We start from the raw sequence: 25,241 nt of genomic DNA, 5'->3' as shown, positions 1-25,241 counted from the left end.
AAGGCTCCCTGTAGTGAATGACTACAGGATCAACCTTGCCACGCCGGGAAGGTCAAGCGCTAATCCAAAAGCTTGTACACACACCTTGTGGGAGCGGGCTTGCTCGCGAATGCGGTGTGTCAGTTAACCCTTGAATCGACTGACACACCGCATTCGCGAGCAAGCCCGCTTTTTATCTAAGGGGTCAGTAACCCAGCTCAGCCGGCTTGAGATACATCCCTTCCTGGGTCATGGCAATGCGGAACTTCAGTATGTCGCCCGCCTTGAGCGTGACATCCTGCGACCCCGGCGCGAGCATGCCTGGGCTACAGCCCTGCGTCTGGCCCGGCAGCAGTTTCAAGCGCAAGGAGAATTTTCCGGGTGGCAGGTTGAAGGAGGTGCTCTGTTCCTGGAACAAACGCCCCGAGAGCTGATCGCCGATATAGATGCCGATTTCGCAGGAAGTCGGCACTTCCAGGCGCTCGCGGGAAATGATCAGCACGCCGTAGTCTTCACCGACGGCCGACGCCTGAGGGCTCACCGCTGACAAACCGAGCATGCAAAACAGGCTGAACGCTGACCAGCGCATGGCTGAACCTCCGGTGTGAAATCCTTGATGTGTGCAGCTTGGCCGAGCTTGACGCCGATTGCCAGCCCGGCAGTTTTCGTCAGAACTTGACCTTTCCATGATGGCAAGCTTGAAACTGCCGGCAACCTCAATCCCAAGGAGTTATCTCATGCAAACATTCAATGTTCAGGGAATGTCCTGCGGTCACTGCGTCAAGGCGATCACCCAGGCTGTGCAGGCCAAGGACCCGGCGGCGGATGTACAGATCGATCTGAGCGCCAGGACTGTTCAGGTCCAGAGTTCTTTGTCGGTCGATGCCGTGGTCCAAGCCATTAAAGAGGAGGGATACGAGGCCCGTCTCGCCTGAGATATTTAATAGTTAGCGACCTATCGGAATGTTCAAGAGCGCCCGGCAGGGCTAGACTGTCGGGCTGCTGACTGACGCCTGAACCTGGACGCCTGATGAACTTCCGTACCATTTTGATTCTTGGCGCCTTGAGCGCATTCGGTCCCTTGGCGATCGATTTCTATCTGCCGGCTTTCCCGGCCATGGCGACTGCCTTCGGCACCGACGAAAATCACATCCAACTGACCCTGGCGGCTTATTTCCTCGGATTGTCCATCGGGCAACTGGCCTATGGGCCGGTGGCGGATCGCTTCGGACGGCGGGTTCCGTTGCTGACGGGTGTCGGTCTGTTCACCCTTGCATCTCTGGCCTGTGCCTACGCGCCGAGTCTGGAATGGCTGATCGGTGCCCGTTTCGTCCAGGCCCTGGGCGGATGCGCCGGCATGGTGATTTCCCGGGCGGTGGTCAGCGACAAATGCGACGCGGTGGGCTCGGCCAAGGTGTTCTCCCAACTGATGCTGGTGATGGGGCTGGCGCCAATCCTCGCGCCGATGCTTGGCGGGCTGTTGGTGAACCTGCATGGCTGGCAATCGATCTTCATCGCTTTGACGGTGTTCAGCGCACTGGCGGCGACGGCCGTGGCAGTGTGGCTGCCGGAAAGTCTGCCGGCCCATGTGCCGCGTCAACCATTGTCTGGGGCGTTGCGCCAATATGGTCGACTGTTGAGCGACTCGGTCTTCCTGGGTCACGCCTTGACGGGAGGCATCGCTATCGCCGGAATGTTTGCCTACATTGCCGGTTCGCCTTTCGTCTTCATCAAGCTCTACGGGGTACCGGCCGAACACTTCGGCTGGTTGTTCGGGACCAACGCGGCGGGTTTTATCCTGGTAGCGCAGGTCAACGCCCGATTGTTGTCCAAGCGAGGGCCGGCATTCCTGCTGTCGCGCGCGGTGTGGGTCTATCTCGCCGCCGGGTTGTGTTTGTTGGCGGTCAGTTCCTTGCACACTGAGCGGTTGTGGCCGTTATTGATTCCGCTGTTCATCTGCATCGCCAGCCTGGGTTGCATCCTGCCCAATGCCTCGGCTTGCGCCATGAGTGGGCAGGGTGCTCGTGCCGGTAGCGCCTCGGCGATGCTGGGATGCCTGCAGTTTTCCGTGGCTGCCGGTGCCGCCGCATTGGTGGCGGCGCTGCACGATGGCACCGCCGTGCCGATGGCGATGGTCATCAGCCTTTGCGGGTTATTGGTGGTGGGTGCAGCGATGCTGACCCGCCGCCTGCAACAGGCCCGGACACTGGCACAGGCCAGTGGCCAGGACTGATTCAGCCGGCCGCTCGCTGCTCCTGTTCGGGGTAGCGGTGAGGTGCGTGAATACGCGCTTGCAGGGTGGTGGCGAAAGCCTGGGCCTCGGCCTCGGTGCGGAAGGTCACAACGTGTTGGTCAAGGCGCACTTGCCACTGGGATTTTGCCACTTCTTTTATCAGGATCTTCATTGCTGACCTCCTCACGTAAAAGATTGCGCTGCAAAGGCCTCGAGTGTAGACCTGAATGCGATCGCAATTGTGACAACGGTCAATTCTCAGACTGACGGTGCAGGTTTTTTTTGTGGGAGCAAAGCTTGCTCGCGATACGCGACGACTTGGCCTGACGGGGAGCCGCGCTACCTTCATCGCGAGCAAGCTTTGCCTCCACAAAAACCGCCCCCTTATCGGTGGTTAGAAACCTTCAAGCACAATCTTGCCTTTGGCTTTTCCGCTTTCCAGCAGGGCATGGGCCCGGCGCAGGTTCTCGGCGTTGATGGTGCCAAAGTGCTCGCCCACGGTGGTCTGCAACGTGCCAGCGTCGATTAGCGCGGCGACTCGGTTGAGCAGGTTATGCTGTTCAATCATGTCCGCCGTTTCGAACAGCGAGCGGGTGTACATGAACTCCCAATGCAACGACAGGCTCTTGCGCTTGAGCTTGGTCACATCCAGCACCTTGGGATCATCGATCAGCGCCAGTTTGCCCTGGGGCGCCAGAGCCTCCACCAATTGATCCAGATGCAGGTCGGTGTGGGTCAGGCTGGCGACATGGGTCACCTGAGGCTGGCCTGCCTGCTTTAATGCATCGCTCAGCGGATGGCTGTGGTCAACGACCAGATCGGCACCCAGGCCTCTTACCCAGTCCTGTGTCTGCGGCCGGGAAGCGCTGCCGATCACTTTCAGTGCGGTGAGCTGGCTGGCCAGTTGCGTCAGTATCGAACCGACACCTCCCGCAGCGCCGACGATCAACAGGCTTTGGCCCTGATCGTCCTGGCCTTCCTGGATTTGCAGGCGCTCGAACAGCAACTCCCACGCGGTAATGGCCGTCAGCGGCAGGGCTGCGGCTTCGGCGAAACCGAGCGTCTTGGGCATCTGGCCGACGATACGTTCATCCACCACATGCAATTCGCTGTTGCCGCCGGCTCGGGCAATGGAGCCGGCGTAGAACACTTTGTCGCCCGCCTTGAACAGCGTGACTTCATTGCCCACCGCCTTGACCACGCCGGCCACGTCCCAACCCAGCACTTTGGCTGCGCCGTCTTCAGGCTGGACGTTCTGGCGAATTTTCGTGTCGACCGGGTTGACCGAAATGGCTTTGACTTCCACCAACAAGTCCCGAGGGCCGGCGGTGGGTTCCGGCAGTTCAATGTCTTGCAGCGATTGCGGGTCGGTGATCGGTAACGAATGGTAGTAGGCGATGGCTTTCATAGGGCGGCTCCTTGAAGTGAGTTCGATGAAGCCAATGGTTAGCTATTTATCACCGAGATAAAACCGGCTAAAAGAACAGGCTCTTTCAATGTTTTTTTGATAATGAGGCCGTCATGCTTCGATTCGACGACTTGCAGTTGTTCGTCCGGGCCGCAGACCTGGGCAGCCTTTCTGCCGCCGCCAGGGTCATGGACCTGTCGGCGGCGGTGGCCAGCGCCGCATTGAAGCGCATAGAACAACACCTGGGCGCCCGGCTGTTGGCGCGTTCTACCCGCAGTTTGCGCCTGACGGCCGAGGGTGAAGGCTTCCTTGAGTATGCCCGCGCGGCGCTGAGCAGCCTCGACGAAGGACGCAGGTTATTGACCAGTGGCCAGGATCAGGTCAGCGGGGTGTTGCAGTTGTCCGCCCCCTCGGACTTGGGACGCAACTTGCTGCTGCCCTGGCTGGACGCGTTCCAGGAGGAGCATCCGGGGCTGACCGTGCGACTGCTGCTGGGTGATCGCATCGCTGATCTGTTCAAGCAGCCGGTGGACGTCGCGTTGCGTTATGGCGAGCCGGAAGATTCGAGCCTGGTAGCCCTGCCGATCGCACCGGATAACCGCCGGGTGCTGTGTGCATCGCCCGCTTACCTGGCTCGGCATGGCGAACCTGTTCAGTTGGAGCAACTGGCCCAGCACAATTGCCTGTTGTACATGCTCGGCACGCGGGTTCATGACCGTTGGCGTTTTCATGACGGCAAGCGGGAAATGAGCCTGACTGTCAGCGGTGACCGCTTCAGCGACGATGCCGATGTGGTGCGTCGCTGGGCGGTGGCAGGCGCGGGGATCGCTTACAAGTCCTGGCTGGACGTTTCAACCGATGTGTTGGCCGGACGTTTGAAAATCCTTCTGCCGCATCTGCAATGCGAGCGCGCGCCGCTCAATCTGCTGTGTGCTCACCGAGCGCAACTGAGCAAACCCATCAACCTGCTGCGGGAAATGCTCAAGCTGCGTTGTGGCCGGTTGACGGCACAATTTGCCCTCTCGACGGGGGACGACCATTAGTCGCATGTAAATAGAGAATTTTCCCTCACGAACAATCGCCTCCAAAGGTTTCCGGAGGACAGGAAACCTCGATCCGCACGCTTATACTAGCGGCCGCCTGAAGCGGCGCGCGATTTGCGGCGGTCGAGCCGCTTTGGGCGGCCCCATTGCCGGTCACTAGCGCCAGAGCAGTAGACGAATGATTCAACAGGGAGTGAATACATGGAACATGCACCTTGCATCAGCCAGATCGCCACGCTGCTGGCCGACCCAAAACGCAGCGCAATGATGTGGGCCTTGATGGACGGCACGGCGCGGCAGGCTGAAGAGCTGGCGTTGCTGGCCGGGCTGTCGCCCTCTTCGGCCAGCGCCCATCTGGGCCGTCTGTCCGCCGGTGGCCTGTTGAAAGTCGAAGCCCGTGGCCGCAAACGGTTTTTCCGCCTGGCGGCACCCGAGATCGGTGCTGCCGTCGAAGCGCTGGCCAGCGCGACCCTGGCCAGTACGCCGCGGCAGCTTCCGGAAGTCTTCAAGCGCGGGGTCTTGCCGGGCAAGGCCCCGTCGGCTCCCGCTTCGTTGATGCGGGCCAGGCTTTGCGAGGACCATCTGGGCGGCACCCTGGCGGCAGACCTGTATCAGCGCTTGCTGGATGCCGGATGGATCGAGCAGGGCGACCAGCGGGTGATCGTGACTCACAAAGGTGCCAATGAGCTGGCCGGGCACGGCCTGTTCATCCAGGCGCTGGCCCACCGCAACGCCCGCACCGCTTGTGCCTGCCCGGACTGGAGCGAGCGACGTCCGCACCTGGGGGGCGCCTTGGGGGCGGCATTGCTGCAACTGTTCATGCAGTCCGGTTGGCTGAGCTTGCCCAACGACTCCAGGGCCTTGCAGGTAACGGTGCTTGGTCAGCAGGAAATCCATCGGTTCGCCACGCAGGACACTGTGGAAATGGCGTTCTAGGGCTGCCGACAGGTCGTATTCAGCAATAGCCTCCAGCAAGGTTCGCGCACACTCGAACCTGGGATTTTTTTGGATTGGGGGAAACAGCATGGATACTCACGGCTACAGCGCGGCGGAACGTCTGGAGCGCCTGCCCATCAGCGGCTACCACCGAATTATTTTCATCATTATTGCCTTGGCGTTTTTCTTCGACTCCATGGACCTGGCCATGATGACGTTCCTGCTGGGCTCGATCAAAGCCGAGTTTGGCTTAAGCACCGCCCAGGCAGGTTTGCTCGCCAGCTCCAGTTTCTTTGGCATGGTACTGGGAGCATCGCTGTCGGGCATGCTGGCCGATCGGTTCGGGCGCAAGCCGGTGTTCCAGTGGAGCATCGTGTTGTGGGGCGTCGCCAGTTATTTGTGCTCGACCGCCCAGAGCGTCGATTCACTGATGCTGTTCCGCATCCTGCTGGGTATCGGCATGGGCATGGAGTTTCCGATCGCTCAGTCGATGCTCTCGGAGCTGATCCCGGCCACACGCCGAGGCCGTTATATCGCGTTGATGGACGGCTTCTGGCCGTTGGGTTTCGTGGCGGCGGGCGTGCTGTCGTATTTTCTATTGCCGGTGATCGGCTGGCGCGACATCTTCCTGGTGTTGGCGGTGCCGGCGGTGTTTGTCCTGGTTATTCGCTTCTTCATTCCCGAGTCGCCGCGCTGGCTGGAACAGGCCGGCCGGGGGGACGAGGCGGATGACGTGCTCAGGCGAATCGAAGACAAGGTCCGAGCCTCGTTGGGGCGAGGAGAACTGCCTGAGCCGATTCGTCTGCCGAGGGGCGAGAGCACGCCGGGCAATTTCTTTTCGGCCCTGGCGCAGATCTGGTCACCGCTGTATCGCCAGCGCACGATGATGATCTGGAGTGTCTGGTTCTTCGCCTTGCTCGGTTTTTATGGCCTGACGTCCTGGCTCAGTGCGTTGTTGCAGCAGTCGGGGTTCGCGGTGACCCAGTCGGTGTACTACACCGTGCTGATTTCCTTGGGCGGGATTCCCGGTTTCCTCATGGCGGCGTGGCTGGTGGAGCGCTGGGGACGTAAACCGGTGTGCGTGGTCACGTTGCTGGGTGGTGGGGTGATGGCGTTTCTTTATGGTCAGAGCGCGGTGTTTGGCGGCAACGTGGGCCTACTGATCGGCACCGGGCTTCTGATGCAGTTTTTCCTGTTCGGTATGTGGGCGGTGCTCTACACCTACACGCCGGAGCTGTACCCCACCTCGGCCCGGGCCACGGGCTCGGGTTTTGCCTCGGCTGTCGGCCGCATTGGTTCGCTGCTCGGGCCCCTGGTCACCGGGTTGGTGTTTCCCATTACCGGACAGGGCGGTGTGTTCGCCCTGGGCGCACTGTGCTTCGCCGTGGCGGCGGGGGTGGTCTGGGTGTTTGGCGTGGAGACGCGGGGCAAGACGTTGGAGGAGCTGAGCGAGGGTACGGTGGCCGGTTAACCCCCCCCATGTGGGAGCGAGCCTGCTCGCGATAGCGGTAAGTCAGCCGACATCGATGTTGAATGTCATGCCGCGATCGCGAGCAGGCTCGCTCCCACAAGGGGCATCAGTCTTAGGGTTTTACCAGCCGCGCATCCAGGCTGTTCTGCGCCAGGCGCGTGGCCTGGTCCTGGGTCATCCCCAGGTGGGTGTGCAGCGCGTGGAAGTTTTCGGTGACGTAGCCGCCGAAGTACGCCGGGTCATCGGAGTTGACCGTCACCTTCACACCGCGCTCGAGCATGTCGAGGATGTTGTGTTGCGACATGTCGTCGAACACGCACAGCTTGGTGTTGGACAACGGGCAGACCGTCAGCGGGATCTGTTCGTCGATGATCCGTTGCATCAGTCGTTCATCTTCAATGGCCCGCACGCCGTGATCGATGCGCTGGATCTTCAACAGGTCCAGGGCTTGCCAGATGTACTCGGGCGGGCCTTCTTCACCGGCGTGGGCAACGGTCAGGAAGCCCTCGTTGCGCGCACGGTCGAATACCCGCTGGAACTTGCTCGGCGGATGGCCCATTTCCGAACTGTCCAGGCCCACGGCCACGAACGCATCGCGGAACGGCAGCGCCTGGTCGAGGGTTTTCTCGGCCTGTTCTTCGCTCAGGTGACGCAGGAAACTCAGGATCAGGCCGCTGGTGATGCCCAGTTGCTGTTCACCGTCCTTGAGGGCCGCGGCGATGCCATTGAGCACCACTTCGAACGGGACGCCACGGTCGGTGTGGGTTTGCGGGTCGAAGAACGGTTCGGTGTGAATCACGTTCTGTGCCTTGCAGCGCAACAGGTAGGCCCAGGTCAGGTCGTAGAAATCCTGGGAGGTGCGCAACACGTCGGCACCCTGGTAATACAGGTCGAGGAATTCCTGCAGATTGTTGAAGGCATAGGCCTTGCGCAGGGTGTCCACGTCGCTCCACGGCAAGGCAATCTTGTTGCGTTCGGCCAGGGCGAACAGCAGCTCGGGCTCCAGCGAGCCTTCCAGATGCAGGTGCAGTTCAGCCTTGGGCAAGGCGTTCAGCCAGTCGTACATGTTCTTTTCTCATCAGCGAATCGATGGCAGGCATTCTACAGGGGCTGGCCGCAATGTCTGGTAAAACCTGACCGGCTGATCCACTACACCGCCTGTTGTTCCCGCCGGTAAGCATAGGTGTCAGCGAAGCGTGACAGCAGGAATTCGGCGCAGGTGGTGGTCGGGTACTTCGGTGGGTGGCCCTCATCCTGACAACCGGGCAGGCATTGGATCAGCGTGTCGGGGTGCGGCTCGGCAAAGAACGGCATCGAATAGCGGTCTACCCCCAGCGGGCTGATCACCCGATGGGGGGTGGACAGGTAACGGTCGTTGCTCCAGCGCGCCATCATGTCGCCGAGGTTGACCACGAACGTCCCGTCGATGGGCGGCGCGTCGATCCATTGGCCATTGACGTTGCGCACTTGCAGGCCACCGGCGGCGTCCTGGTAGAGCAGGGTGATGCAGCCGTAATCGGTATGGGCACCGGCACCTTGCTGCTCGGCAGAGCTGGCGGTGTGACGCGGCGGATAGTGAATCAGGCGCAGCACGCTCACAGGCTCGGTGAAGCGCGTGTCGAAGAAATCCCGCTCGATGCCCAGAGCCAGGGTCATGGCGCGCAGCAGGGTTTGGGCAAGGGCCTGCATGTCGCGGTAATGCTGCTCCATCAGGGGTTCCCAGCCCGCGAGGTCCGGGTGTCGGTTAGGTCCCCGCAGAGGCTTATGCGCCAGCACGTCGGGATGATCGGCCGGCAAGTGCAGGCCCATGTCGAAGGTTTCTTTCAGGTCGCTGGGTTTGGCCGGGTCCAGTTGTTCGGTGGCGACGGCGCCGTAGCCGCGATGATGGCGGGTCTGGGTGATGTCGATCTTGAGTTTTTCTGCTACCGGCAGCCTGAAGAAGCGTTGGGCATGGTCCAGGACTTCGGTAATGCGCGCCGGGCTGATGGGGTGACCCTTGATGTAGAAAAAGCCCCACTGGCGGCAGGCCTGGTCGATCTGGTTGGCGACCGATTGCCAGGCGCTGGGGGCATCGCCGTAGAGCGGGCTGATGTCGATGATGGGAAGGCTGTTCATGCGGCTTTCCTGATTGTGTGGGGGCCGATGTGGGAGCGAGCCTGCTCGCGATAGCGATTTGTCTGTCGACATCAACGTTGAATGTCAGTCCGCTATCGCGAGCAGGCTCGCTCCCACAGGGTTTTGTGTTGACTCGTCAGTTATTTGGGAATCTCAGCCTTCATGCCTTCGACGTAATAATTCATCGACGCCAGTTCCGCATTGGTAGCGCTCACGCCCGCCGGGATTTTCTCGACGCCGGCCTGGTCCTTGATCGGCCCGGTGAACGGATGGAAAGCACCGCTCTCGATGTCGGCGATGATCTGCTCGGCTTCGCTTTTGACCGCCGCTGGCACCAGGTCGCTGATCGGCAGCTTTACCGTGCCTTCCTTCAGGCCGCCCCAGTAGTCCTGGGATTTCCAGCTATGGTCGAGCACGCTTTGGGTTGCCTGGATGTAGTGCGGGCCCCAGTCGTTGACAATCGAGGTCAGCACCGCCTTGGGACCGAAGTGGGCCATGTCCGAAGCGTAGCCGACGGCGTAGACGCCGCGCCGCTCGGCGGCCTGGATCGGCGCCGGGCTGTCGGTGTGCTGGAACACCACGTCCACGCCCTGATCGATCAAGGCGTTGGCGGCATCGGCTTCCTTGCCCGGATCGAACCAGGAGTTGACCCACACCACTTTGATTTCGGTGCCGGGGTTGTACTTGTTCAGGGCCAGTTGGATAGCGTTGATATCGCGGATCACTTCTGGAATCGGGAAGGAGGCGACGTAGCCGATTTTTTTGCTTTTGGTCATCTTGGCCGCGATGAAGCCGCCGACGTAGCGACCCTCATAGGTGCGTGCCAGATAAGTGCCCAGGTTCTTGTCCTGCTTGTAGCCGGTGGCGTGTTCGAAGGTCACCTTGGGGAATTGCTTGGCGACCTTCAATGTTGGGTTCATGTAGCCGAAGGACGTGGTGAAGATCAGGTCGTATTTGTCCTTGGCCATGTTGCGGATCACCCGCTCGGCGTCGGCGCCTTCGGGCACGTTTTCCACGTAGTTGGTGGTGATTCGGTCGCCGAGTTTCGCCACCAGTTCCTTGCGTCCCTGTTCATGCTGGTAGGTCCAGCCGTGGTCACCGATGGGGCCGATATAGACGAAACCGACCTTCAGCGGGTCGGCGGCGCTGGCATTCAGGCCGGCGCTCAGACCGACAGTTGCAGCGACGGCGCAAAGCAACATCTTCAAGGGACGCTTGTGCATGAACTCGAACTCCATTTTGTTGTGAGGTTGGCTGAACAGCGCTAATGCAAAATGCTGACCAACAAGACAACAAATATTCGACAGCTTGATGCAGCCGTCGCGGGCAAGCCTTGCTCCCACAAGCGCAAGGCCAAACCATGTTGCATCAGGCTTGCTCTAACAATTGCGCTGCAATACCCGTGGGAGCAAGGCTTGCCCGCGATGAGGCCCCTGAGAACAATAAAGGTGCACCGGTTTCTCACTCGCCACCCCCTGGTGCACCACACCGAACGAAACGTTCGCGTCCCCCCATAGTCAGTAGCTCAAGACCCTGCCCACGTTGATAGGCCCGCGATGCTGACTCTGATCAAGCAAGAAAAACTGTTGCTGCTGGCCTTGCTCGCCGCCTGTGTCGCCTACCCGCTGGAACACTGGCTGTTGGGCAGCGGGCAGGTCGTGGCGTTGCTCGGCGGGTTGGTGCTGATCGGCTTTATCGTCGTGGCGTCCATGCGTGTGGCCCATCACGCCGAGCTGTTGGCAGAGAAGGTCGGCGATCCCTACGGCACGATGATCCTGACGCTGTCGGCGGTGCTGGTAGAAGTGGTGATCCTGGCGATCATGATGAGCAACGAAGCCTCGCCGACGCTGGTGCGCGACACCATTTATTCAGCGGTGATGCTCGACATCAATGGCATTCTTGGCCTTGCCGCGCTGATGGGTGGAATCAAGCATGGCGAGCAGGCTTACAACGATGATTCGGCGCGCACCTACAGCGTGATGATTCTCACCGCCATGGGCGTGTCGATGGTGGTGCCGGAGTTCATTCCCCAGGAGAGCTGGAAGCTCTATTCGGCATTCACCATCGGCGCGATGATCGTGCTGTACACCCTGTTCCTGCGCATGCAGGTAGGGCCGCACAGTTACTTTTTCAGCTACAGCTACCCGGAAAAACGCCGCCGCAAAGAGCCGGTGGAAAACCAGCCGAAACCCATCAGCCTGACGTTCTCCATCGCGGCGCTGGTGTTTGGCGTCGTGGTGATCGGAGCGTTGGCCGAAGTCATGTCCAAAGCCATCGACCTGGGGCTGGAAGGTTCCGGGGCGCCGCCGGTGGTGACGGCGATTCTGGTGGCCGCCATTTCCGCGGCACCGGAAATCCTTACCGCCTTGCGTGCGGCGCTGGCAAACCGCATGCAGTCGGTGGTGAATATCGCCTTGGGGGCTTCGCTGTCCACCGTGATCCTCACGGTGCCGGTGATGGAAGCGATGGCGCTCTACACCGGCCAGCCGTTCCAGATGGCAATGACCCCGGTGCAGACGGTGATGATCTTCATCACCTTGATCGTCTGCGCCATCAACCTCAACGATGGGGAAACCAATGCCATTGAAGGCATGACCCATTTTGTGTTGTTCGCGACGTTCATCATGCTGTCGTTGCTCGGACTTTAAGCCCAACACAGTGCCAATTGTGGGAGCGAGCCTGCTCGCGATAGCGGTCTATCCATCAACATCAATGCTGGATATGAAGCCGTCATCGCGAGCAGGCTCGCTCCCACATTGGTTTGGGTGGATCAGGCGCCGGCGATCAACTCCCGCGCTGCCTGGCTGTGATCAGCAATCAACCCCTTCAGGTCCAACCCCTCGATCTGCCCGTCGGTGACCCGCCACTGCCCTGCGACCATCACCCGGTCCGCCCGGTCCGCGCCGCACAGCAGCAGGGCCGAGACCGGATCGTGACTGCCGGAGAAGCGCAGTTCGTCGAGCTTGAACAACGCCAGGTCAGCCTGCTTGCCCACCGCCAGCTCACCGATATCGCTGCGCCCCAGCAGTTGTGCCGAGCCGCGCGTCGCCCAGCCCAACACGCGTTGCGGGGTGATCGCCTGCGCGCCATAACGCAGGCGCTGGATGTACAACGCCTGGCGGGTTTCCAGGATCATGTTCGACGCATCGTTGGACGCCGAGCCGTCCACACCCAGGCCCAGCGGTGCGCCGGCGGCGGTGAGTTCCAGGGTCGGGCAGATGCCCGAGGCCAGGCGCATGTTGGAGCTCGGGCAATGGCATATGCCGGTGCCGGCGGCGCCGAGACGGGTGATTTCCTCAGGATTGAAATGAATGCCGTGGGCCAGCCAGGTGCGCGGGCCGAGCCAGCCGACGCTGTCCAGGTAGTCCACGGTGCGCAGGCCGAAGCGTTGCAGGCAGAAGTCCTCTTCGTCGAGGGTTTCGGCCAGGTGAGTGTGCAGGCGTACGTCGAGTTTCTCCGCCAGCTCGGCGCTGGCGCGCATGATTTCAGGCGTGACCGAAAACGGTGAACAAGGCGCCAGGGCAATCTGGATTTGCGCACCGTCGCCGCGCTCATGGTATTGGCTGATCAACCGTTGGCTGTCCTCGAGGATCACTTGACCTTGCTGCACAGTCTGTTGCGGCGGCAAGCCTCCGTCGGCCTCGCCCAGGCTCATGGAGCCGCGGGTCAGCATCGCGCGCAGGCCCAGCTCACGGACACTTTGCACCTGCACATCGATGGCATTTTCCAGGCCCTCGGGAAACAGATAGTGGTGATCGGCCGCAGTGGTGCAGCCTGAAAGCAACAATTCGGCCAGCGCCACTTTGCTCGCCAGGGCGAGCTTTTCCGGCGTCAACCGCGCCCATACCGGGTAGAGGGTTTTCAGCCACGGGAACAGGGGCTGGTTCACCACCGGCGCCCAGGCGCGAGTCAGGGTCTGGTAGAAATGATGATGGGTGTTGATCAGCCCCGGCAGGATCACATGTTCGCCTGCGTCGAAGACCGTGTCACAGGGCTGGGTGGGTTGTTGGCCGGCGCTCAGCAATTCGACGATCACGCCGTTTTGCAGGACAAGACCGCCACGGGCATCGAGGTTGTTGGCCGTGAAGATGGCGAGGGGATTTTTTAACCAGGTACGGGTCGCAGGCATGGTAGCCGGCTCCTCTGAAAGTGGGTTCAGGTTAGCCAGCTCAGTGATGCCCTGTCTGCTGATCCAGGGTCGCCCGTTGGGTAGGGCGAGGTGCTGAGTTTACTCAGGTTGCCTGGCACATTTCCAGAGTTCGCTGAGGCTCAAATGTGGGAGCGAGCCTGCTCGCGATAGCGGTGTGTCAGTCGACATCATGGTGAATGTTAGACCGCAATCGCGAGCAGGCTCGCTCCCATAGGGGGAAGGCTTGGGTTACCAGGGAATCGTCTCGCCCTTGTAGTTGACGAAATGATGCCCACCCTTGCCGGCAAAGGCATTGACCTGATCAATCAGGCCTCGGGTGCTGGTCTGGACATCAATGTCCGCCCCTTCGCCACCCATGTCCGTCTTCACCCAGCCCGGGTGCAGCGACAGAACCGTCAATGTCTGCTCGCCCAGTTGGCTGACGAAGCTGTTGGTCATGGAGTTGAGCGCCGCCTTGCTGGCCTTGTACAGCGCCAGTTCCGGCGCGTCGGGCATGGTCACGCTGCCCAGCACCGAGCTCATGAACGCCAGCACGCCGCTGCCGTCGCGGATCTGGCCGACGAAGCGCTGGGCCAGGTTGATCGGCGCCACGGCATTGGTGAAGAACAACTGGCCGACTTCCGCCAGCGTCGCGCCGCCCGGGCTCTGGTTGTCCGGGCCTTTGACACCGGCATTGACGAACAACAGGTCGAAGGTTTCGCCCTTGAGCTGCTGGCTCAGGGCGATGACGGCTTGCTGGTCGTCCATGTCGAGCTTTTCGATCCGCACCGGCCCAAGCGCCTTCAACGCCTCGGCGTTCTGCGGGTTGCGCACGGTGGCGGTCACGCTCCAGCCATCGCTCAGCAGCGTCTTCACCAGACCGAGGCCCAGGCCCCGGGAAGCGCCAATGATCAATGCGTTTTTTGCCGAATTCATGAGGAGCATCCTTGATGAAAAAAGGTCACGGATTTAATGGACAACGTTGCCCGAGCCGTTGTTTCAGCTCATGACGCAACGCGTCGAGTTCGGTCATGCGGGTTTCGATCAGGTTCAGTTTGTCTTGCAGCAATTGCGTCACGGCGCGGTCCGGGTCCGGTGTGTGCCACAGGGCGGCGACGCTGTTACCGATCTCGCCGAGGGTAAAACCCAGGCGCTGGGCGGTCTTGATATAGAGCACCAGTTGCACCATGTCGGCGGGGTAGTGGCGATAGCCATTGGCGCTGCGCTGCGCCGCGATCAGGCCACGCTGCTCGTAGAAGCGCAGCGTGTCACGACTGACGGCACAGGCTTGGGCGAGTTCACCGATGCGCATGGTGGGTCTCCGGAGGGCTTGACCTTGGAGCATACCCCAGGCTTTAGCCTCTTTGCTTCCCAATTATCTGGAGCAAGGTGTATGTGGACTTTGATGCAATATCGCCGGGTGGTGCGCGGCAGCGCCTGGTACGACCTTATCGTGTCGGCCGTGTTGGCCACGCCGTGGAGCTTTGCGGCGTTGCATGGTGTGTTGATGAGTATGACTCAGCTATTTGACCTGCCTGGAGAACTGCCGCCGTTTGCGCCGGCGCATGTGCTGATGGCAAATCTGCTGGGCTCGATTGTTTGCGTGTGGTCGGTGCTGCGGATTCGGGATCCGCAGCCGCTGTATGGGCGTTATGACGCGGCGGGGCGGTTTTTGTTTGCGGCCTGGATGCTGTATGCATTGCTTCATGGGGCCAATGCGGTGTTGTGGGTTTTCCTATTTTTCGAGTTGGCGTGGGGCTTGGTACAGGTGTTGCCGGTTCGGGCCTCATCGCGAGCAGGCTCGCTCCCACAAGGGGTCTGAGTCGAACCTGAGCTCAGGTTTCACCCGATCACAAATGTGGGAGCGAGCCTGCTCGCGATAGGCGTGCCGCGGTGTCTCTCAATGCCCCGCCTGCCAAGGCTGCCCCAGCGACACCGGCGCATACAACCGCGTGCGTACGGCATCCCGGGACAGCAACACCAGCACCACGATGGTCGCGGCATACGGCAGCATCGCCAGCAAGCTCGATGGAATCGCCAGCCCCAAGCCCTGGGCCACCAGATGCAGGATGCTGGCGAGGCCGAACAGGTAGGCGCCCAGCAGCAGGCGCCACACTCGCCAACTGGCAAATACCACCAGCGCCAGGGCGATCCAGCCGCGCCCGGCGCTCATGTTTTCGGCCCACATCGGCGTGTAGGCTAGCGACAGATAGGCACCCGCCAGCCCGGCCATGGCGCCGCCGAACAGCACCGCCAGGGTCCGCACCCGCAACACCGGCAGGCCCATGGCACTGGCGGCATCGGGATTTTCCCCCACCGCCTGGATGATCAGCCCGACGCGACTTTTCACAATCACCCAGGCCACCAGGGCGAACAGTGCAAAAGACAGGTACACCAGCAGATCCTGGGCAAACAGCATCCGCCCGATCAACGGGATGTCACTCAAGTAGGGAATCGCCAGCGGCTCGAACCCCGCCAGCGGCTTGCCGACCCAGGCCGCCCCGACAAAACTCGACAGCCCCACGCCGAAAATCGTCAACGCCAATCCGGTGGCCACCTGATTGGCGTTGAACACCAGCGCTACCAACGCGAACAGCGCCGACAACAGCATCCCGGCGGCCATCGCCAGCAGCACGCCAAGCCACAGGTTGCCGCTGTTGAACGCGACGATAAAACCGATCACCGCGCCGAACAGCATCATGCCTTCCTGGCCCAGGTTCAAAACACCACTTTTCTCGCAGATCAGCTCACCCAGGGCCACCAGCAGCAACGGTGTGCCGCAACGGATCATGGCGTAGAAAATATTGCTCAACAGGTCGATATCCATCACAGCGCTCCTGCCTGTATGGCGGTGGTCCGGGTGCGCCGGGCCCAGCGCAGGTTAAGGCGCGGCCGATACAGGATCAGTACGTCGCAGGCCAACAGGAAAAACAGCATCATGCCCTGGAACAGTTGGGTGATCGCCTGGGGAAGGTTCAGCGACATCTGCGCGCTTTCGCCGCCGATGTACAACAGGGCCATCAACAGGCTGGCGAACAGAATGCCGATGGGATTCAGACGCCCCAGGAACGCCACGGTAATCGCCGCATAGCCGTAGCCCGGCGACACCTGCGGCACCAGTTGGCCGATTGGCCCGGTCACTTCGCAGACACCGGCGAGCCCGGCCAGTGCGCCGCTGATCAACAGCGCCAGCCACACCAGCGGCTTTTGGCGAAAACCGGCGAAACCGGCGGCCCTAGCGTCCAGGCCCAACACTTTGATCTGAAACCCGACAAAACTTTTCTGCAGCAACACCCAGACCGCCACCAGTGCCAGCAGGGCGAAATACAACCCGGCATGAAGCCGCCCGTCTTCCACCAGCAATGGCAGGCGACTGGCATCGCCGAACATCGCCGACTCCGGAAAGTTGAACCCGGCCGGGTCTTTCAGCGGCCCGTGCACGCAGAACAGCAGCAGGTTAAGCGCGATGTAATTGAGCATGATGCTGGTGAGGATTTCATTGGCATTGAAGCGCGTGCGTAGCCACGCCGTGAGCCCGGCCCAGGCGGCACCGGCGAGGGTGCCGGTCAGCAGAATCAGCACCACTGCCCAACGGCTTTGCATGTCGATGATGTTCACCGCGACAGCGCTGCCGGCCAGGGCGCCCAATAACAATTGTCCCTCGGCGCCAATGTTCCAGATTCGTGCCTGGTAGGCCACCGCCAGGCCGAGGGCACAGAGCAGGATCGGCAAGGCTTTGACCAGCCATTCGGACACGCCGTATAGATCGCTGATCGGTGCGATCAACAAGGTGTACAAGGTTTGCAACGGATCATGCCCCAGGACGGCGAACAGCAGCGAGCCACAGCCCAGGGTCAATACGGCGGCCAGCAGCGGCGAGCACCAGAGCATCAGGCGCGATTGTTGGCCGCGGGGTTCAAGAGACAGCAGCATAAAAACTCCGTTAGACCGTCGCAGGATCAGGGGATGGAGGGGCGTCGAACTGGCCGGCCATCCAGCCGCCGACGTCGCTTAGCCGGGTTTGGACAGTGGGCCTCAAGGCGGACAAGCGCCCGCCACACAAAGCGCCGAGGCGGTCGCTGATCTGGAACAGTTCGTCGAGGTCTTCGGAGATCACCAGGATGGCAGCACCCGCATCGCGCAAGGCAATCAGTGCCCTGTGGATGGTCGCCGCCGCGCCGACGTCTACGCCCCAGGTCGGATGCGCCGCCACCAGCAGCCTGGGCTGTTGAAGGATTTCCCGCCCGAGGATGAATTTTTGCAGGTTGCCCCCTGAGAGGCTGCGCGCCGGGGTTCTGGTGTCGGGCGTCTTCACCCCAAAACGACGGATAATCTCCTCGGCCAGGTGCTCGACCTTGCGCCGTTGAATCAGGCCGCAACTGATCAGTCCTTGTTGGAAGGCGCTGAGCAGGGTGTTATCCGCCAGGCTCAATTGCGGCACGGCGCCATGGCCCAGGCGTTCGGCTGGAACAAATGCCAACCCGAGGCGGCGTCGGGCATCGGGACGCAGATGTGCCACAGGTTGCCCGTCGAACCGGATCGTCTCGCCTTTGTGGCGGGGCAGTTGCGTTTCACCGCTGAGTAATGCCAACCACTCGTCCTGTCCATTACCTGCCACTCCGGCGATACCGACGATTTCGCCGCTGCGTACCTCAAGGTCTATATCCCGCAATGAGCAGCCGAACGGGTCCGGGTTTGGCCATGACAGTTTGTGGATCTCAAGGAACGCTTTGTCTGCGCTGACCTTGGGATAGTCCGCGATCAGTCCGGCCGCCTCGCCGACCATCAACTGCGCCAATTCGCGGTCCGAGCACTGCGCTGGTGTGCAATGCCCTGACACCCGTCCGCCGCGCAGCACTGTCGCGCTGTGGCACAACGCGCGGACCTCGCCCAACTTGTGGCTGATGAACAAAATGCTGCAGCCCTCGCTCGCCAGGCGCCGCAGGGTCACGAACAGTTCGTCGGCTTCCTGGGGCGTCAGCACCGAGGTGGGTTCATCGAGAATCAGCAGACGGATGTCCTGCATCAAGCAGCGAATGATCTCCACCCGTTGGCGCTCGCCAATCGACAGGCTGTGGACCAGCCGCTGCGGCTCCAGGGCCATGCCGTAGCGTCGGGAAACTTCGCGGATTCGCGGTTCCAGTTGCGCCGGTGTGCCGGCTGCCGCGCCCATGGCCAGGGCGATGTTCTGCGCCACGGTAAGGGTTTCAAACAGCGAGAAATGCTGGAACACCATACCGATGCCCAGGCTGCGGGCCTGGGCCGGGTTGCGCAGGTCGACCCGTTGGCCTTGCCAGATCACCTCGCCCGAATCGGCTTGGGTAACGCCGTAGATAATCTTCATCAGGGTGCTTTTGCCAGCGCCGTTTTCGCCGAGCAGCGCGTGGATCTCGCCGGGTTGGATACTCAGGTCGATGGCGTCATTGGCCAGGCAACCAGGGTAGCGTTTGCTGATCTTGCGCAATTGCAGGCGCGGGATGGAATCGGGGTCGGACATGACAGGCTCGGGTCGGGGGACATGAATGCCTGTGGATAAAGCAATTTCCTGGCCAGTAGGTCAGGAAATGTCAGCGAGCCGCCGGTTTTGGCTGTTGGCTTGGCGTGCACGCCGGGACTTGCGTTGTCGATAGGCACCGCAATGGGGCGAGCGGGGTGAACCGGGGGTTGTTTGTGCCCCGAAACGGGTGGTTAAAAAATGACCAGGCGGCTGCGAGCCATGCTTTTCATGGGGCAGCGTCAGCCATGAACGGGTTATCCACAGGATGTTCCACAGTTATTGTGCGCAAGCCTGAGGGTCAGGCATAACCAGCGCCTGGCTTTCTTCTAAAGGTGATAAAACGCCGCAAGCATTTGTTTTTCTGACGAATTCGTACCAAAAGCAGTGCTTTGATCAAAAAACGAACAGCGGTCGCAAAGCCGCATGACAGAAGGGTTACAGCGGGATGTGCTCAGGTTATCCACAGTCGGGTGCACAGTGGATGTGGGCAAGTCGGACGAGGGGTGTTGCCCCGAAAAGTCGCAGTACCCTTCGCGCTCACCGGGCCAGCAGAATCCGTCCACGGCTCAGGTCGGCCAATTGCTTCTGCAATGTTTCGATCTGTGCTTCACCCACGGCCACCTGCAAGTCCACGCCATTGGCTGTAAAGCTTTCTGTGTTCACCAGCCCGCCGCACTCGGCGACCCGCAGTTTCACCAAGGCCAGCTCCGCGAAACCGCAGGTGCAGCGCAGTGCCACGCGGCTGATCAATTCAACTTTCTCGGCGTTATGCAGGCATTTGTTCGCGCCCCCGCCATAGGCCCGGGCCAATCCTCCGGTACCCAACTGAATTCCGCCGTACCAACGGATCACCAGCACCACGACCTGATCGCAAGCCTGGGCTTCGATGGCCGCCAGGATCGGCCGCCCGGCGGTGCCACCCGGTTCGCCGTCGTCGTTGCTGCGGTATTGGTCGCCGAGTTTCCAGGCCCAGCAGTTGTGTGTGGCGTTCAGATCGCTGTGCTGTTCTATGAAGGCCACGGCGTCGGCGGGGCTGGTGATAGGGGCGGCAAGGGTGATGAAGCGGCTTTTGCGAATCTCTTCGCGGTATTCACAAAAGCCGGTGAGGGTAAAAGGCATGAGGATCTTAAAAGGTTGGTTTCAGGCCGCAGCCCTTGAGAATGATGCGGATCAGGTTGTCACCGGCATCGATCATGTCCTGCTTGGTCAACTTGCTACGACCGGTCACGCGGCAGATCTGGGTGGCGAAGTCGGCGTAATGCTGAGTACTTCCCCACAACAGAAAGATCAGGTGCACGGGGTCGATCGGGTCCATCTTGCCGGCATCGATCCAGGCTTGGAACACCGCCGCGCGGCCGTTGAACCAGGTGCGATAATCCTGGTTGAAATATTCAGTCAGGCATTCACCGCCGCTGATCACTTCCATGGCGAAAAGCCGGGATGCTTGCGGGTGGCGGCGGGAAAACTCCATTTTGGCGCGGATGTAGCGGGTCAGGGCTTCGCCCGGATCATCCTCTGCGGTGAGGGTATTAAAGGTGCTGTCCCACAACTCGATGATGTTGCTCAGCACCGCCACGTACAACCCAAGCTTGTTGGTGAAGTAATAATGCAGGTTCGCCTTGGGCAGCCCGGCCTTCAAGGCAATGGCATTCATGCTGGTGCCTTTGAACCCGTGGCGGGCGAATTCATCTTCGGCGGCCTTGAGGATGGTCTCTTCGTTTTTTTGACGAATGCGGCTGGTGGGCTTGCCACCGTGGGCAGGGACTTCGAAGGTCATGGGCGGTTCCGGGCTGGGTCTGTGGGGCAAGCAAATGCGTTGATAGCGCACCGGCAGCGATCCGACAAGTGCCTCTGCTATATAAAGCCTGACTAAACACCTGTGGGAGCGGGCGTTAGCGAGTTGCCGCCAGGCTCTGGAGAAAACTCTCCAGCACCAGATGAGGTCGACGCCCCTTGCGCGTGACAGACGCCAGGCTCAAATCATAGAAACGGGCCGTGGGCTTGAGGGCGCGCAACCGTCCCTGCTGGACCCACAGGTTGGCGTAATGATCCGGCAGGTAACCGATGTAGCGCCCGGTAAGAATCAGGAACGCCATGCCTTCGCGATCCGATGCACTGGCAGTGCAATTGAGTGCCTGGTAGTGGGCCTGGATCTCGGCGGGCAAGCGGAAAGTCGGTGCGATGGCATCCTGGCTGTTGAGGCGAGCGTCGTCCAGTTGTTGGTCATCCACATAAAACAACGGATGCCCGACCGCGCAATACAACAGCGAGCGTTCGCTGTAGAGCGGTTGATACTCCAGCCCGGAAAGAGCGCTGGCCTGGGGCACCACTCCGACATGCAATCGACCGTCGAGTACGCCTTGTTCGACCTCGTTGGGGGCGATCATGCGAATCTGTATCTGCACATCAGGTCCGCGTTCCTTCAATTGGGCCAGGGCATGGGTGATGCGCATATGGGGCAGGGTGACGAGATTGTCGGTCAGACCGATGATCAACTCACCGCGCAGGTGCTGATGCAGGCCGTTGACTTCGGTGCGAAAACTTTCCAGCGCACTTAACAGTTGCAATGCCGACTGATACACCTCGCGGCCTTCCTCCGTCAGGGAAAAGCCCGCCCGCCCGCGCTGACACAGCCGTAGGCCAAGGCGCTGTTCAAGGTCGCTCATCTGTTGGCTGATGGCGGAGCGGCCGATTCCAAGCACCGTCTCCGCTGCGGAGAATCCACCGCACTCCACCACGCTGCGAAAAATGCGCAACAGACGAATATCAAAGTCGCTGACCTGGGCCAGCGGATCGGGACGACGCGCGCTCATAGTTTAGTGATCCGCTGACTGAAGGTTAGAAAAGTTGGATTTCATCGACTTTATCGCCGTGGCAAGTTAGCTGCAAGAACGCCTTTCGATCCTTGTCGCTTCTCTCCTGCGAGGTTTTGTCGATGAACATGCCCGAACATGCTGCCGGTTCCCTGGCCAGCCAGCTCAAGCTTGATGCCCACTGGATGCCTTACACCGCCAACCGCAACTTCCAGCGCGATCCGCGTCTGATCGTCGCCGCCGAAGGCAGTTGGCTGGTGGATGACAAAGGGCGCAAGGTGTACGACTCGCTATCGGGCCTGTGGACGTGCGGCGCCGGGCATACCCGCAAGGAAATCCAGGAAGCGGTCGCCAAGCAGTTGGGCACGCTCGACTACTCGCCAGGCTTCCAGTACGGCCATCCGCTGTCGTTTCAGTTGGCGGAAAAAATCACCAGCCTGACACCGGGCAACCTCAACCATGTGTTCTTCACCGACTCCGGCTCCGAGTGCGCCGATACCGCGGTGAAGATGGTCCGCGCCTACTGGCGTCTCAAGGGCCAGGCGACCAAGACCAAGATGATCGGCCGTGCGCGTGGTTACCACGGCGTGAACATCGCCGGCACCAGCCTTGGCGGCGTCAGCGGTAACCGCAAGTTGTTCGGCCAGGCGATGATGGACGTCGATCACTTGCCCCACACTTTGCTGGCGAGCAATGCCTATTCCCGTGGCATGCCGAAAGAGGGTGGTATCGCCTTGGCCGATGAGCTGTTGAAGCTGATCGAGCTGCACGATGCCTCCAATATCGCCGCGGTGTTCGTCGAACCAATGGCCGGTTCCGCTGGCGTGCTGGTGCCGCCGGAGGGTTATCTCAAGCGCCTGCGGGAAATCTGCGACCAGCACAGCATTCTGTTGGTGTTCGACGAGGTCATCACTGGGTTCGGCCGCACCGGTTCGATGTTCGGTGCCGATAGTTTCGGCGTGACCCCGGATCTCATGTGCATTGCCAAACAGGTCACCAATGGCGCGATCCCCATGGGCGCGGTGATCGCCAGCTCCGAGATCTACCAGACGTTCATGAACCAGCCGACGCCGGAGTACGCCGTGGAATTTCCCCATGGCTACACCTATTCGGCGCACCCGGTGGCGTGTGCAGCGGGCCTGGCGGCGCTGGATCTGCTGCAAAAGGAAAACCTGGTGCAGAGCGTCGCCGAGGTGGCTCCGCATTTCGAGAATGCCTTGCATGGCCTGAAGGGCGCGAAGAACATCATCGACATCCGCAACTATGGCCTGGCCGGGGCAATCCAGATTGCCCCCCGCGATGGCGACGCGATCGTACGTCCGTTCGAGGCCGGCATGGCGTTGTGGAAAAAGGGGTTCTACGTGCGTTTCGGCGGAGACACCCTGCAATTCGGGCCAACGTTCAACAGCAAGCCACAGGATCTGGATCGCTTGTTCGATGCGGTCGGTGAAGTGCTGAACAAACTCGACTGACGCGTCCTTCTATACAGCTTTCAATACGGGCGTCCGGCAGCGGGTGCCTGTGGATAACATTCTGGAGTCCCCATGAGCCTCATTGCGCATTTGATCAATGGCGAACTGTTGAGCGACAGCGCTCGTACCGCCGACGTGTACAACCCCTCGACCGGCCAGGCGATTCATAAGGTGCCACTGGCTGATCGTGCGACGATCCAGCAGGCTATCGACGCCGCCAAGGCGGCTTTCCCTGCCTGGCGCAACACACCGGCGGCCAAGCGAGCGCAGGTCATGTTCCGGTTCAAGCAGTTGTTGGAGCAGAACGAGTCGCGCATCGCCCAGTTGATCAGCGAAGAGCACGGCAAGACGCTGGAAGACGCGGCTGGAGAGCTTAAGCGCGGCATCGAGAACGTCGAATTCGCCTGTGCGGCACCGGAGATTCTGAAGGGCGAATACAGCCGTAATGTAGGACCGAACATCGACGCGTGGTCAGACTTCCAGCCCTTGGGCGTGGTGGCGGGCATCACGCCATTCAACTTCCCGGCGATGGTGCCGCTGTGGATGTACCCGCTGGCGATCGTTTGTGGCAACTGCTTCATCCTCAAGCCGTCCGAGCGTGACCCGAGTTCGACGTTGCTGATCGCCCAATTGCTTCTGGAAGCCGGGTTGCCCAAAGGCGTGTTGAGCGTGGTGCATGGCGACAAAGCCGCAGTGGATGCGCTGATCGAAGCGCCGGAGGTGAAGGCGCTGAGTTTTGTCGGCTCCACGCCGATTGCCGAATACATCTATGCCGAAGGTACTCGGCGCGGAAAACGCGTCCAGGCACTGGGTGGTGCTAAGAACCACGCGGTATTGATGCCGGATGCAGATCTGGATAACGCCGTCAGTGCGTTGATGGGGGCGGCCTACGGTTCGTGTGGCGAACGCTGCATGGCGATCTCGGTGGCGGTGTGTGTCGGCGATCAGGTGGCGGATGCGCTGGTGGCCAAGCTGGTGCCGCAGATCCAGTCGCTGAAAATCGGCGCGGGTACGTCGTGCGGACTGGACATGGGGCCATTGGTAACCGGTCAGCATCGCGACAAGGTCAGCGGCTATATAGAAGATGGCGTATCGGCGGGTGCGTCGCTGATTGTCGATGGTCGCGGTTTGAGCGTGGCCGGGCATGAGGAGGGTTTCTTCCTGGGCGGCTGCCTGTTTGATCGCGTGACGCCTGAGATGCGCATCTATAAAGAAGAGATTTTCGGGCCGGTGCTGTGCATCGTCCGGGTCAACAGCCTGGAAGAAGCAATGCAACTGATCAACGATCACGAGTATGGCAACGGCACATGCATCTTTACCCGTGATGGTGAGGCGGCGCGGTTGTTCTGCGATGAAATCGAAGTCGGCATGGTAGGTGTCAACGTACCGTTGCCGGTGCCCGTGGCCTATCACAGCTTCGGTGGGTGGAAGCGTTCGCTGTTCGGCGACCTGCATGCCTACGGCCCGGACGGGGTACGTTTCTATACTCGTCGCAAGGCCATTACTCAGCGCTGGCCGCAGCGTGCCAGCCACGAGGCGTCACAGTTCGCCTTCCCGAGCTTGTAAGCAATAGATGAAGAGGCCGGTGTCTTTGGACGCCGGCCGCTGTGTTTGTGGGGGCTTTTGACTGTTGTGACAGAAATATGAAAATAGGTGTTGACGGCAAATCCTAGACGTCTATAATTCGCCCCACTTCCGGCGCAGTCGAAACGGAAAACTCCTTGAGTTTCAATGAGTTGAGTAGGTTTCGAGGGTGTAGGGCTTCAGGTCATCGAAGCTTGGGGAGCAGTTGGTGGGGCGGTTTTCCTGGCTCCGTTAACGATTCGATCTTCTCGATCGAAAGCGGTCAAAAAGAGGTGTTGACAGCAGCGAGTAACGCTGTAGAATTCGCCTCCCGCTAACGAGAGATCGGAAGCGCAAGTGGTTGAAGTTGTTGATGTTTTGGAAAGCAAAACTTTGAAAACTTCTTAAAATAACCGCTTGACAGATACACCGGGCGCTGTAGAATGCGCGCCTCGGTTGAGACGAAAGGCTCAACCCACCGCTCTTTAACAACTGAATCAAGCAATTCGTGTGGGTGCTTGTGGAGTCAGACTGCTAGTCAACAGATTATCAGCATCACAAGTTACTCCGCGAGAAATCAAA

24 protein-coding genes are annotated in these 25,241 nt (G+C 60.7%); 9 read left to right on the top strand and 15 right to left on the bottom strand.

The window, feature by feature from the left end:
• Positions 1-184: 184 nt before the first annotated feature.
• Positions 185-568 carry a hypothetical protein gene (locus BM132_RS00125; RefSeq protein WP_092395939.1) on the bottom strand — a complete coding sequence of 128 codons (384 nt, stop codon included), beginning with the start codon at positions 566-568 and terminating at the stop codon, positions 185-187.
• A gap of 148 nt (positions 569-716) precedes the next feature.
• Here BM132_RS00125 and BM132_RS00120 point away from each other — a divergent pair, with 148 nt between their 5' ends.
• Positions 717-914, top strand: coding sequence for a heavy-metal-associated domain-containing protein (locus tag BM132_RS00120; RefSeq protein ID WP_092395942.1), 198 nt, complete (start codon positions 717-719; stop codon positions 912-914).
• Positions 915-1,009: 95 nt separating this feature from the next.
• Complete coding sequence (locus BM132_RS00115; RefSeq protein ID WP_092452147.1) at positions 1,010-2,212, top strand: multidrug effflux MFS transporter; 1,203 nt, start codon at positions 1,010-1,012, stop codon at positions 2,210-2,212.
• A gap of 1 nt (position 2,213) precedes the next feature.
• On the opposite strand, the gene BM132_RS28395 is transcribed toward BM132_RS00115, so the two are convergent.
• Both BM132_RS28395 and BM132_RS00110 read right to left on the bottom strand, forming a co-directional pair.
• Positions 2,214-2,384, bottom strand: coding sequence for a hypothetical protein (locus tag BM132_RS28395; RefSeq protein WP_177218123.1), 171 nt, complete (start codon positions 2,382-2,384; stop codon positions 2,214-2,216).
• Positions 2,385-2,606: 222 nt separating this feature from the next.
• Positions 2,607-3,620, bottom strand: a complete 1,014-nt coding sequence (locus tag BM132_RS00110; RefSeq protein ID WP_092395946.1) for a zinc-binding alcohol dehydrogenase family protein — start codon at positions 3,618-3,620, stop codon at positions 2,607-2,609.
• Positions 3,621-3,733: 113 nt separating this feature from the next.
• Here BM132_RS00110 and BM132_RS00105 point away from each other — a divergent pair, with 113 nt between their 5' ends.
• The 3 genes from BM132_RS00105 (at position 3,734) to BM132_RS00095 (ending at position 7,070) form a co-directional block, all read left to right on the top strand.
• Positions 3,734-4,663, top strand: coding sequence for a LysR family transcriptional regulator (locus BM132_RS00105; protein ID WP_092395948.1), 930 nt, complete (start codon positions 3,734-3,736; stop codon positions 4,661-4,663).
• Positions 4,664-4,864: 201 nt separating this feature from the next.
• Complete coding sequence (locus BM132_RS00100; RefSeq protein WP_092452144.1) at positions 4,865-5,599, top strand: ArsR/SmtB family transcription factor; 735 nt, start codon at positions 4,865-4,867, stop codon at positions 5,597-5,599.
• 88 nt (positions 5,600-5,687) lie between these two features.
• Positions 5,688-7,070, top strand: a complete 1,383-nt coding sequence (locus tag BM132_RS00095) for an MFS transporter (protein WP_092452142.1) — start codon at positions 5,688-5,690, stop codon at positions 7,068-7,070.
• A 112-nt stretch (positions 7,071-7,182) separates the two neighbouring features.
• Here the strand turns inward: BM132_RS00095 and BM132_RS00090 are convergent, their stop codons facing one another.
• The 3 genes from BM132_RS00090 to BM132_RS00075 all read right to left on the bottom strand — a co-directional run bounded on the left by BM132_RS00090 (position 7,183) and on the right by BM132_RS00075 (position 10,408).
• Positions 7,183-8,136, bottom strand: coding sequence for an adenosine deaminase (locus BM132_RS00090; protein WP_076386484.1), 954 nt, complete (start codon positions 8,134-8,136; stop codon positions 7,183-7,185).
• Positions 8,137-8,219: 83 nt separating this feature from the next.
• Positions 8,220-9,185, bottom strand: coding sequence for a 2-oxoglutarate and iron-dependent oxygenase domain-containing protein (locus tag BM132_RS00085; RefSeq protein WP_092452139.1), 966 nt, complete (start codon positions 9,183-9,185; stop codon positions 8,220-8,222).
• Between the two features lie 140 nt (positions 9,186-9,325).
• A complete protein-coding gene (locus BM132_RS00075; protein WP_092395956.1) occupies positions 9,326-10,408 on the bottom strand; it encodes a BMP family ABC transporter substrate-binding protein in 1,083 nt (360 codons plus the stop codon).
• Between the two features lie 333 nt (positions 10,409-10,741).
• On the opposite strand from BM132_RS00075, the gene BM132_RS00070 reads away from it, so the two are divergent.
• On the top strand, positions 10,742-11,833 hold the full coding sequence (locus tag BM132_RS00070; RefSeq protein ID WP_092452136.1) for a calcium:cation antiporter: 1,092 nt from the start codon (positions 10,742-10,744) through the stop codon (positions 11,831-11,833).
• Between the two features lie 122 nt (positions 11,834-11,955).
• Here BM132_RS00070 and BM132_RS00065 read toward each other — a convergent pair whose 3' ends face one another.
• The 3 genes from BM132_RS00065 to BM132_RS00055 form a co-directional block, all read right to left on the bottom strand.
• Complete coding sequence (locus tag BM132_RS00065; RefSeq protein ID WP_092452133.1) at positions 11,956-13,314, bottom strand: 8-oxoguanine deaminase; 1,359 nt, start codon at positions 13,312-13,314, stop codon at positions 11,956-11,958.
• A gap of 249 nt (positions 13,315-13,563) precedes the next feature.
• On the bottom strand, positions 13,564-14,250 hold the full coding sequence (locus BM132_RS00060) for an SDR family oxidoreductase (RefSeq protein ID WP_092395962.1): 687 nt from the start codon (positions 14,248-14,250) through the stop codon (positions 13,564-13,566).
• Positions 14,251-14,275: 25 nt separating this feature from the next.
• Positions 14,276-14,626, bottom strand: a complete 351-nt coding sequence (locus BM132_RS00055) for a MerR family transcriptional regulator (RefSeq protein WP_092395964.1) — start codon at positions 14,624-14,626, stop codon at positions 14,276-14,278.
• Between the two features lie 81 nt (positions 14,627-14,707).
• Between BM132_RS00055 and BM132_RS00050 the strand changes: the two genes are divergently transcribed.
• The gene (locus BM132_RS00050; RefSeq protein ID WP_092452130.1) at positions 14,708-15,136 is read left to right on the top strand and encodes a hypothetical protein; all 429 of its coding nucleotides are present in this window, start codon (positions 14,708-14,710) and stop codon (positions 15,134-15,136) included.
• A 78-nt stretch (positions 15,137-15,214) separates the two neighbouring features.
• Here the strand turns inward: BM132_RS00050 and BM132_RS00045 are convergent, their stop codons facing one another.
• The 6 genes from BM132_RS00045 to BM132_RS00020 all read right to left on the bottom strand — a co-directional run bounded on the left by BM132_RS00045 (position 15,215) and on the right by BM132_RS00020 (position 21,624).
• Complete coding sequence (locus BM132_RS00045; protein ID WP_092395968.1) at positions 15,215-16,141, bottom strand: ABC transporter permease; 927 nt, start codon at positions 16,139-16,141, stop codon at positions 15,215-15,217.
• Positions 16,141-17,247 (bottom strand): ABC transporter permease, encoded by a 1,107-nt coding sequence (locus tag BM132_RS00040; protein ID WP_092452127.1) that lies wholly within the window; start codon positions 17,245-17,247, stop codon positions 16,141-16,143. Before BM132_RS00040 ends, BM132_RS00045 begins: the two co-directional genes overlap by 1 nt.
• Positions 17,248-17,257: 10 nt before the next feature.
• Positions 17,258-18,811, bottom strand: a complete 1,554-nt coding sequence (locus BM132_RS00035; RefSeq protein WP_092395972.1) for an ABC transporter ATP-binding protein — start codon at positions 18,809-18,811, stop codon at positions 17,258-17,260.
• A gap of 537 nt (positions 18,812-19,348) precedes the next feature.
• Positions 19,349-19,930 carry an IMPACT family protein gene (locus BM132_RS00030; protein ID WP_092452124.1) on the bottom strand — a complete coding sequence of 194 codons (582 nt, stop codon included), beginning with the start codon at positions 19,928-19,930 and terminating at the stop codon, positions 19,349-19,351.
• Between the two features lie 7 nt (positions 19,931-19,937).
• Positions 19,938-20,588, bottom strand: a complete 651-nt coding sequence (locus BM132_RS00025; RefSeq protein ID WP_092395974.1) for a TetR/AcrR family transcriptional regulator — start codon at positions 20,586-20,588, stop codon at positions 19,938-19,940.
• A 115-nt stretch (positions 20,589-20,703) separates the two neighbouring features.
• Positions 20,704-21,624, bottom strand: a complete 921-nt coding sequence (locus BM132_RS00020; protein WP_092395976.1) for a LysR family transcriptional regulator — start codon at positions 21,622-21,624, stop codon at positions 20,704-20,706.
• 122 nt (positions 21,625-21,746) lie between these two features.
• Between BM132_RS00020 and BM132_RS00015 the strand changes: the two genes are divergently transcribed.
• Positions 21,747-23,096 carry an omega-aminotransferase AptA gene (locus BM132_RS00015; RefSeq protein ID WP_092452121.1) on the top strand — a complete coding sequence of 450 codons (1,350 nt, stop codon included), beginning with the start codon at positions 21,747-21,749 and terminating at the stop codon, positions 23,094-23,096.
• A 72-nt stretch (positions 23,097-23,168) separates the two neighbouring features.
• Positions 23,169-24,662 carry a CoA-acylating methylmalonate-semialdehyde dehydrogenase gene (locus BM132_RS00010; RefSeq protein ID WP_092452118.1) on the top strand — a complete coding sequence of 498 codons (1,494 nt, stop codon included), beginning with the start codon at positions 23,169-23,171 and terminating at the stop codon, positions 24,660-24,662.
• Positions 24,663-25,241: the final 579 nt, after the last annotated feature.

This window comes from Pseudomonas sp. NFACC45 (genome assembly GCF_900113505.1).
Lineage (GTDB): Bacteria > Pseudomonadota > Gammaproteobacteria > Pseudomonadales > Pseudomonadaceae > Aquipseudomonas > Aquipseudomonas tehranensis.
The sequence above is the reverse complement of the archived record's forward strand: the minus strand, read 5'-3'. Positions and strand labels throughout refer to the sequence as shown.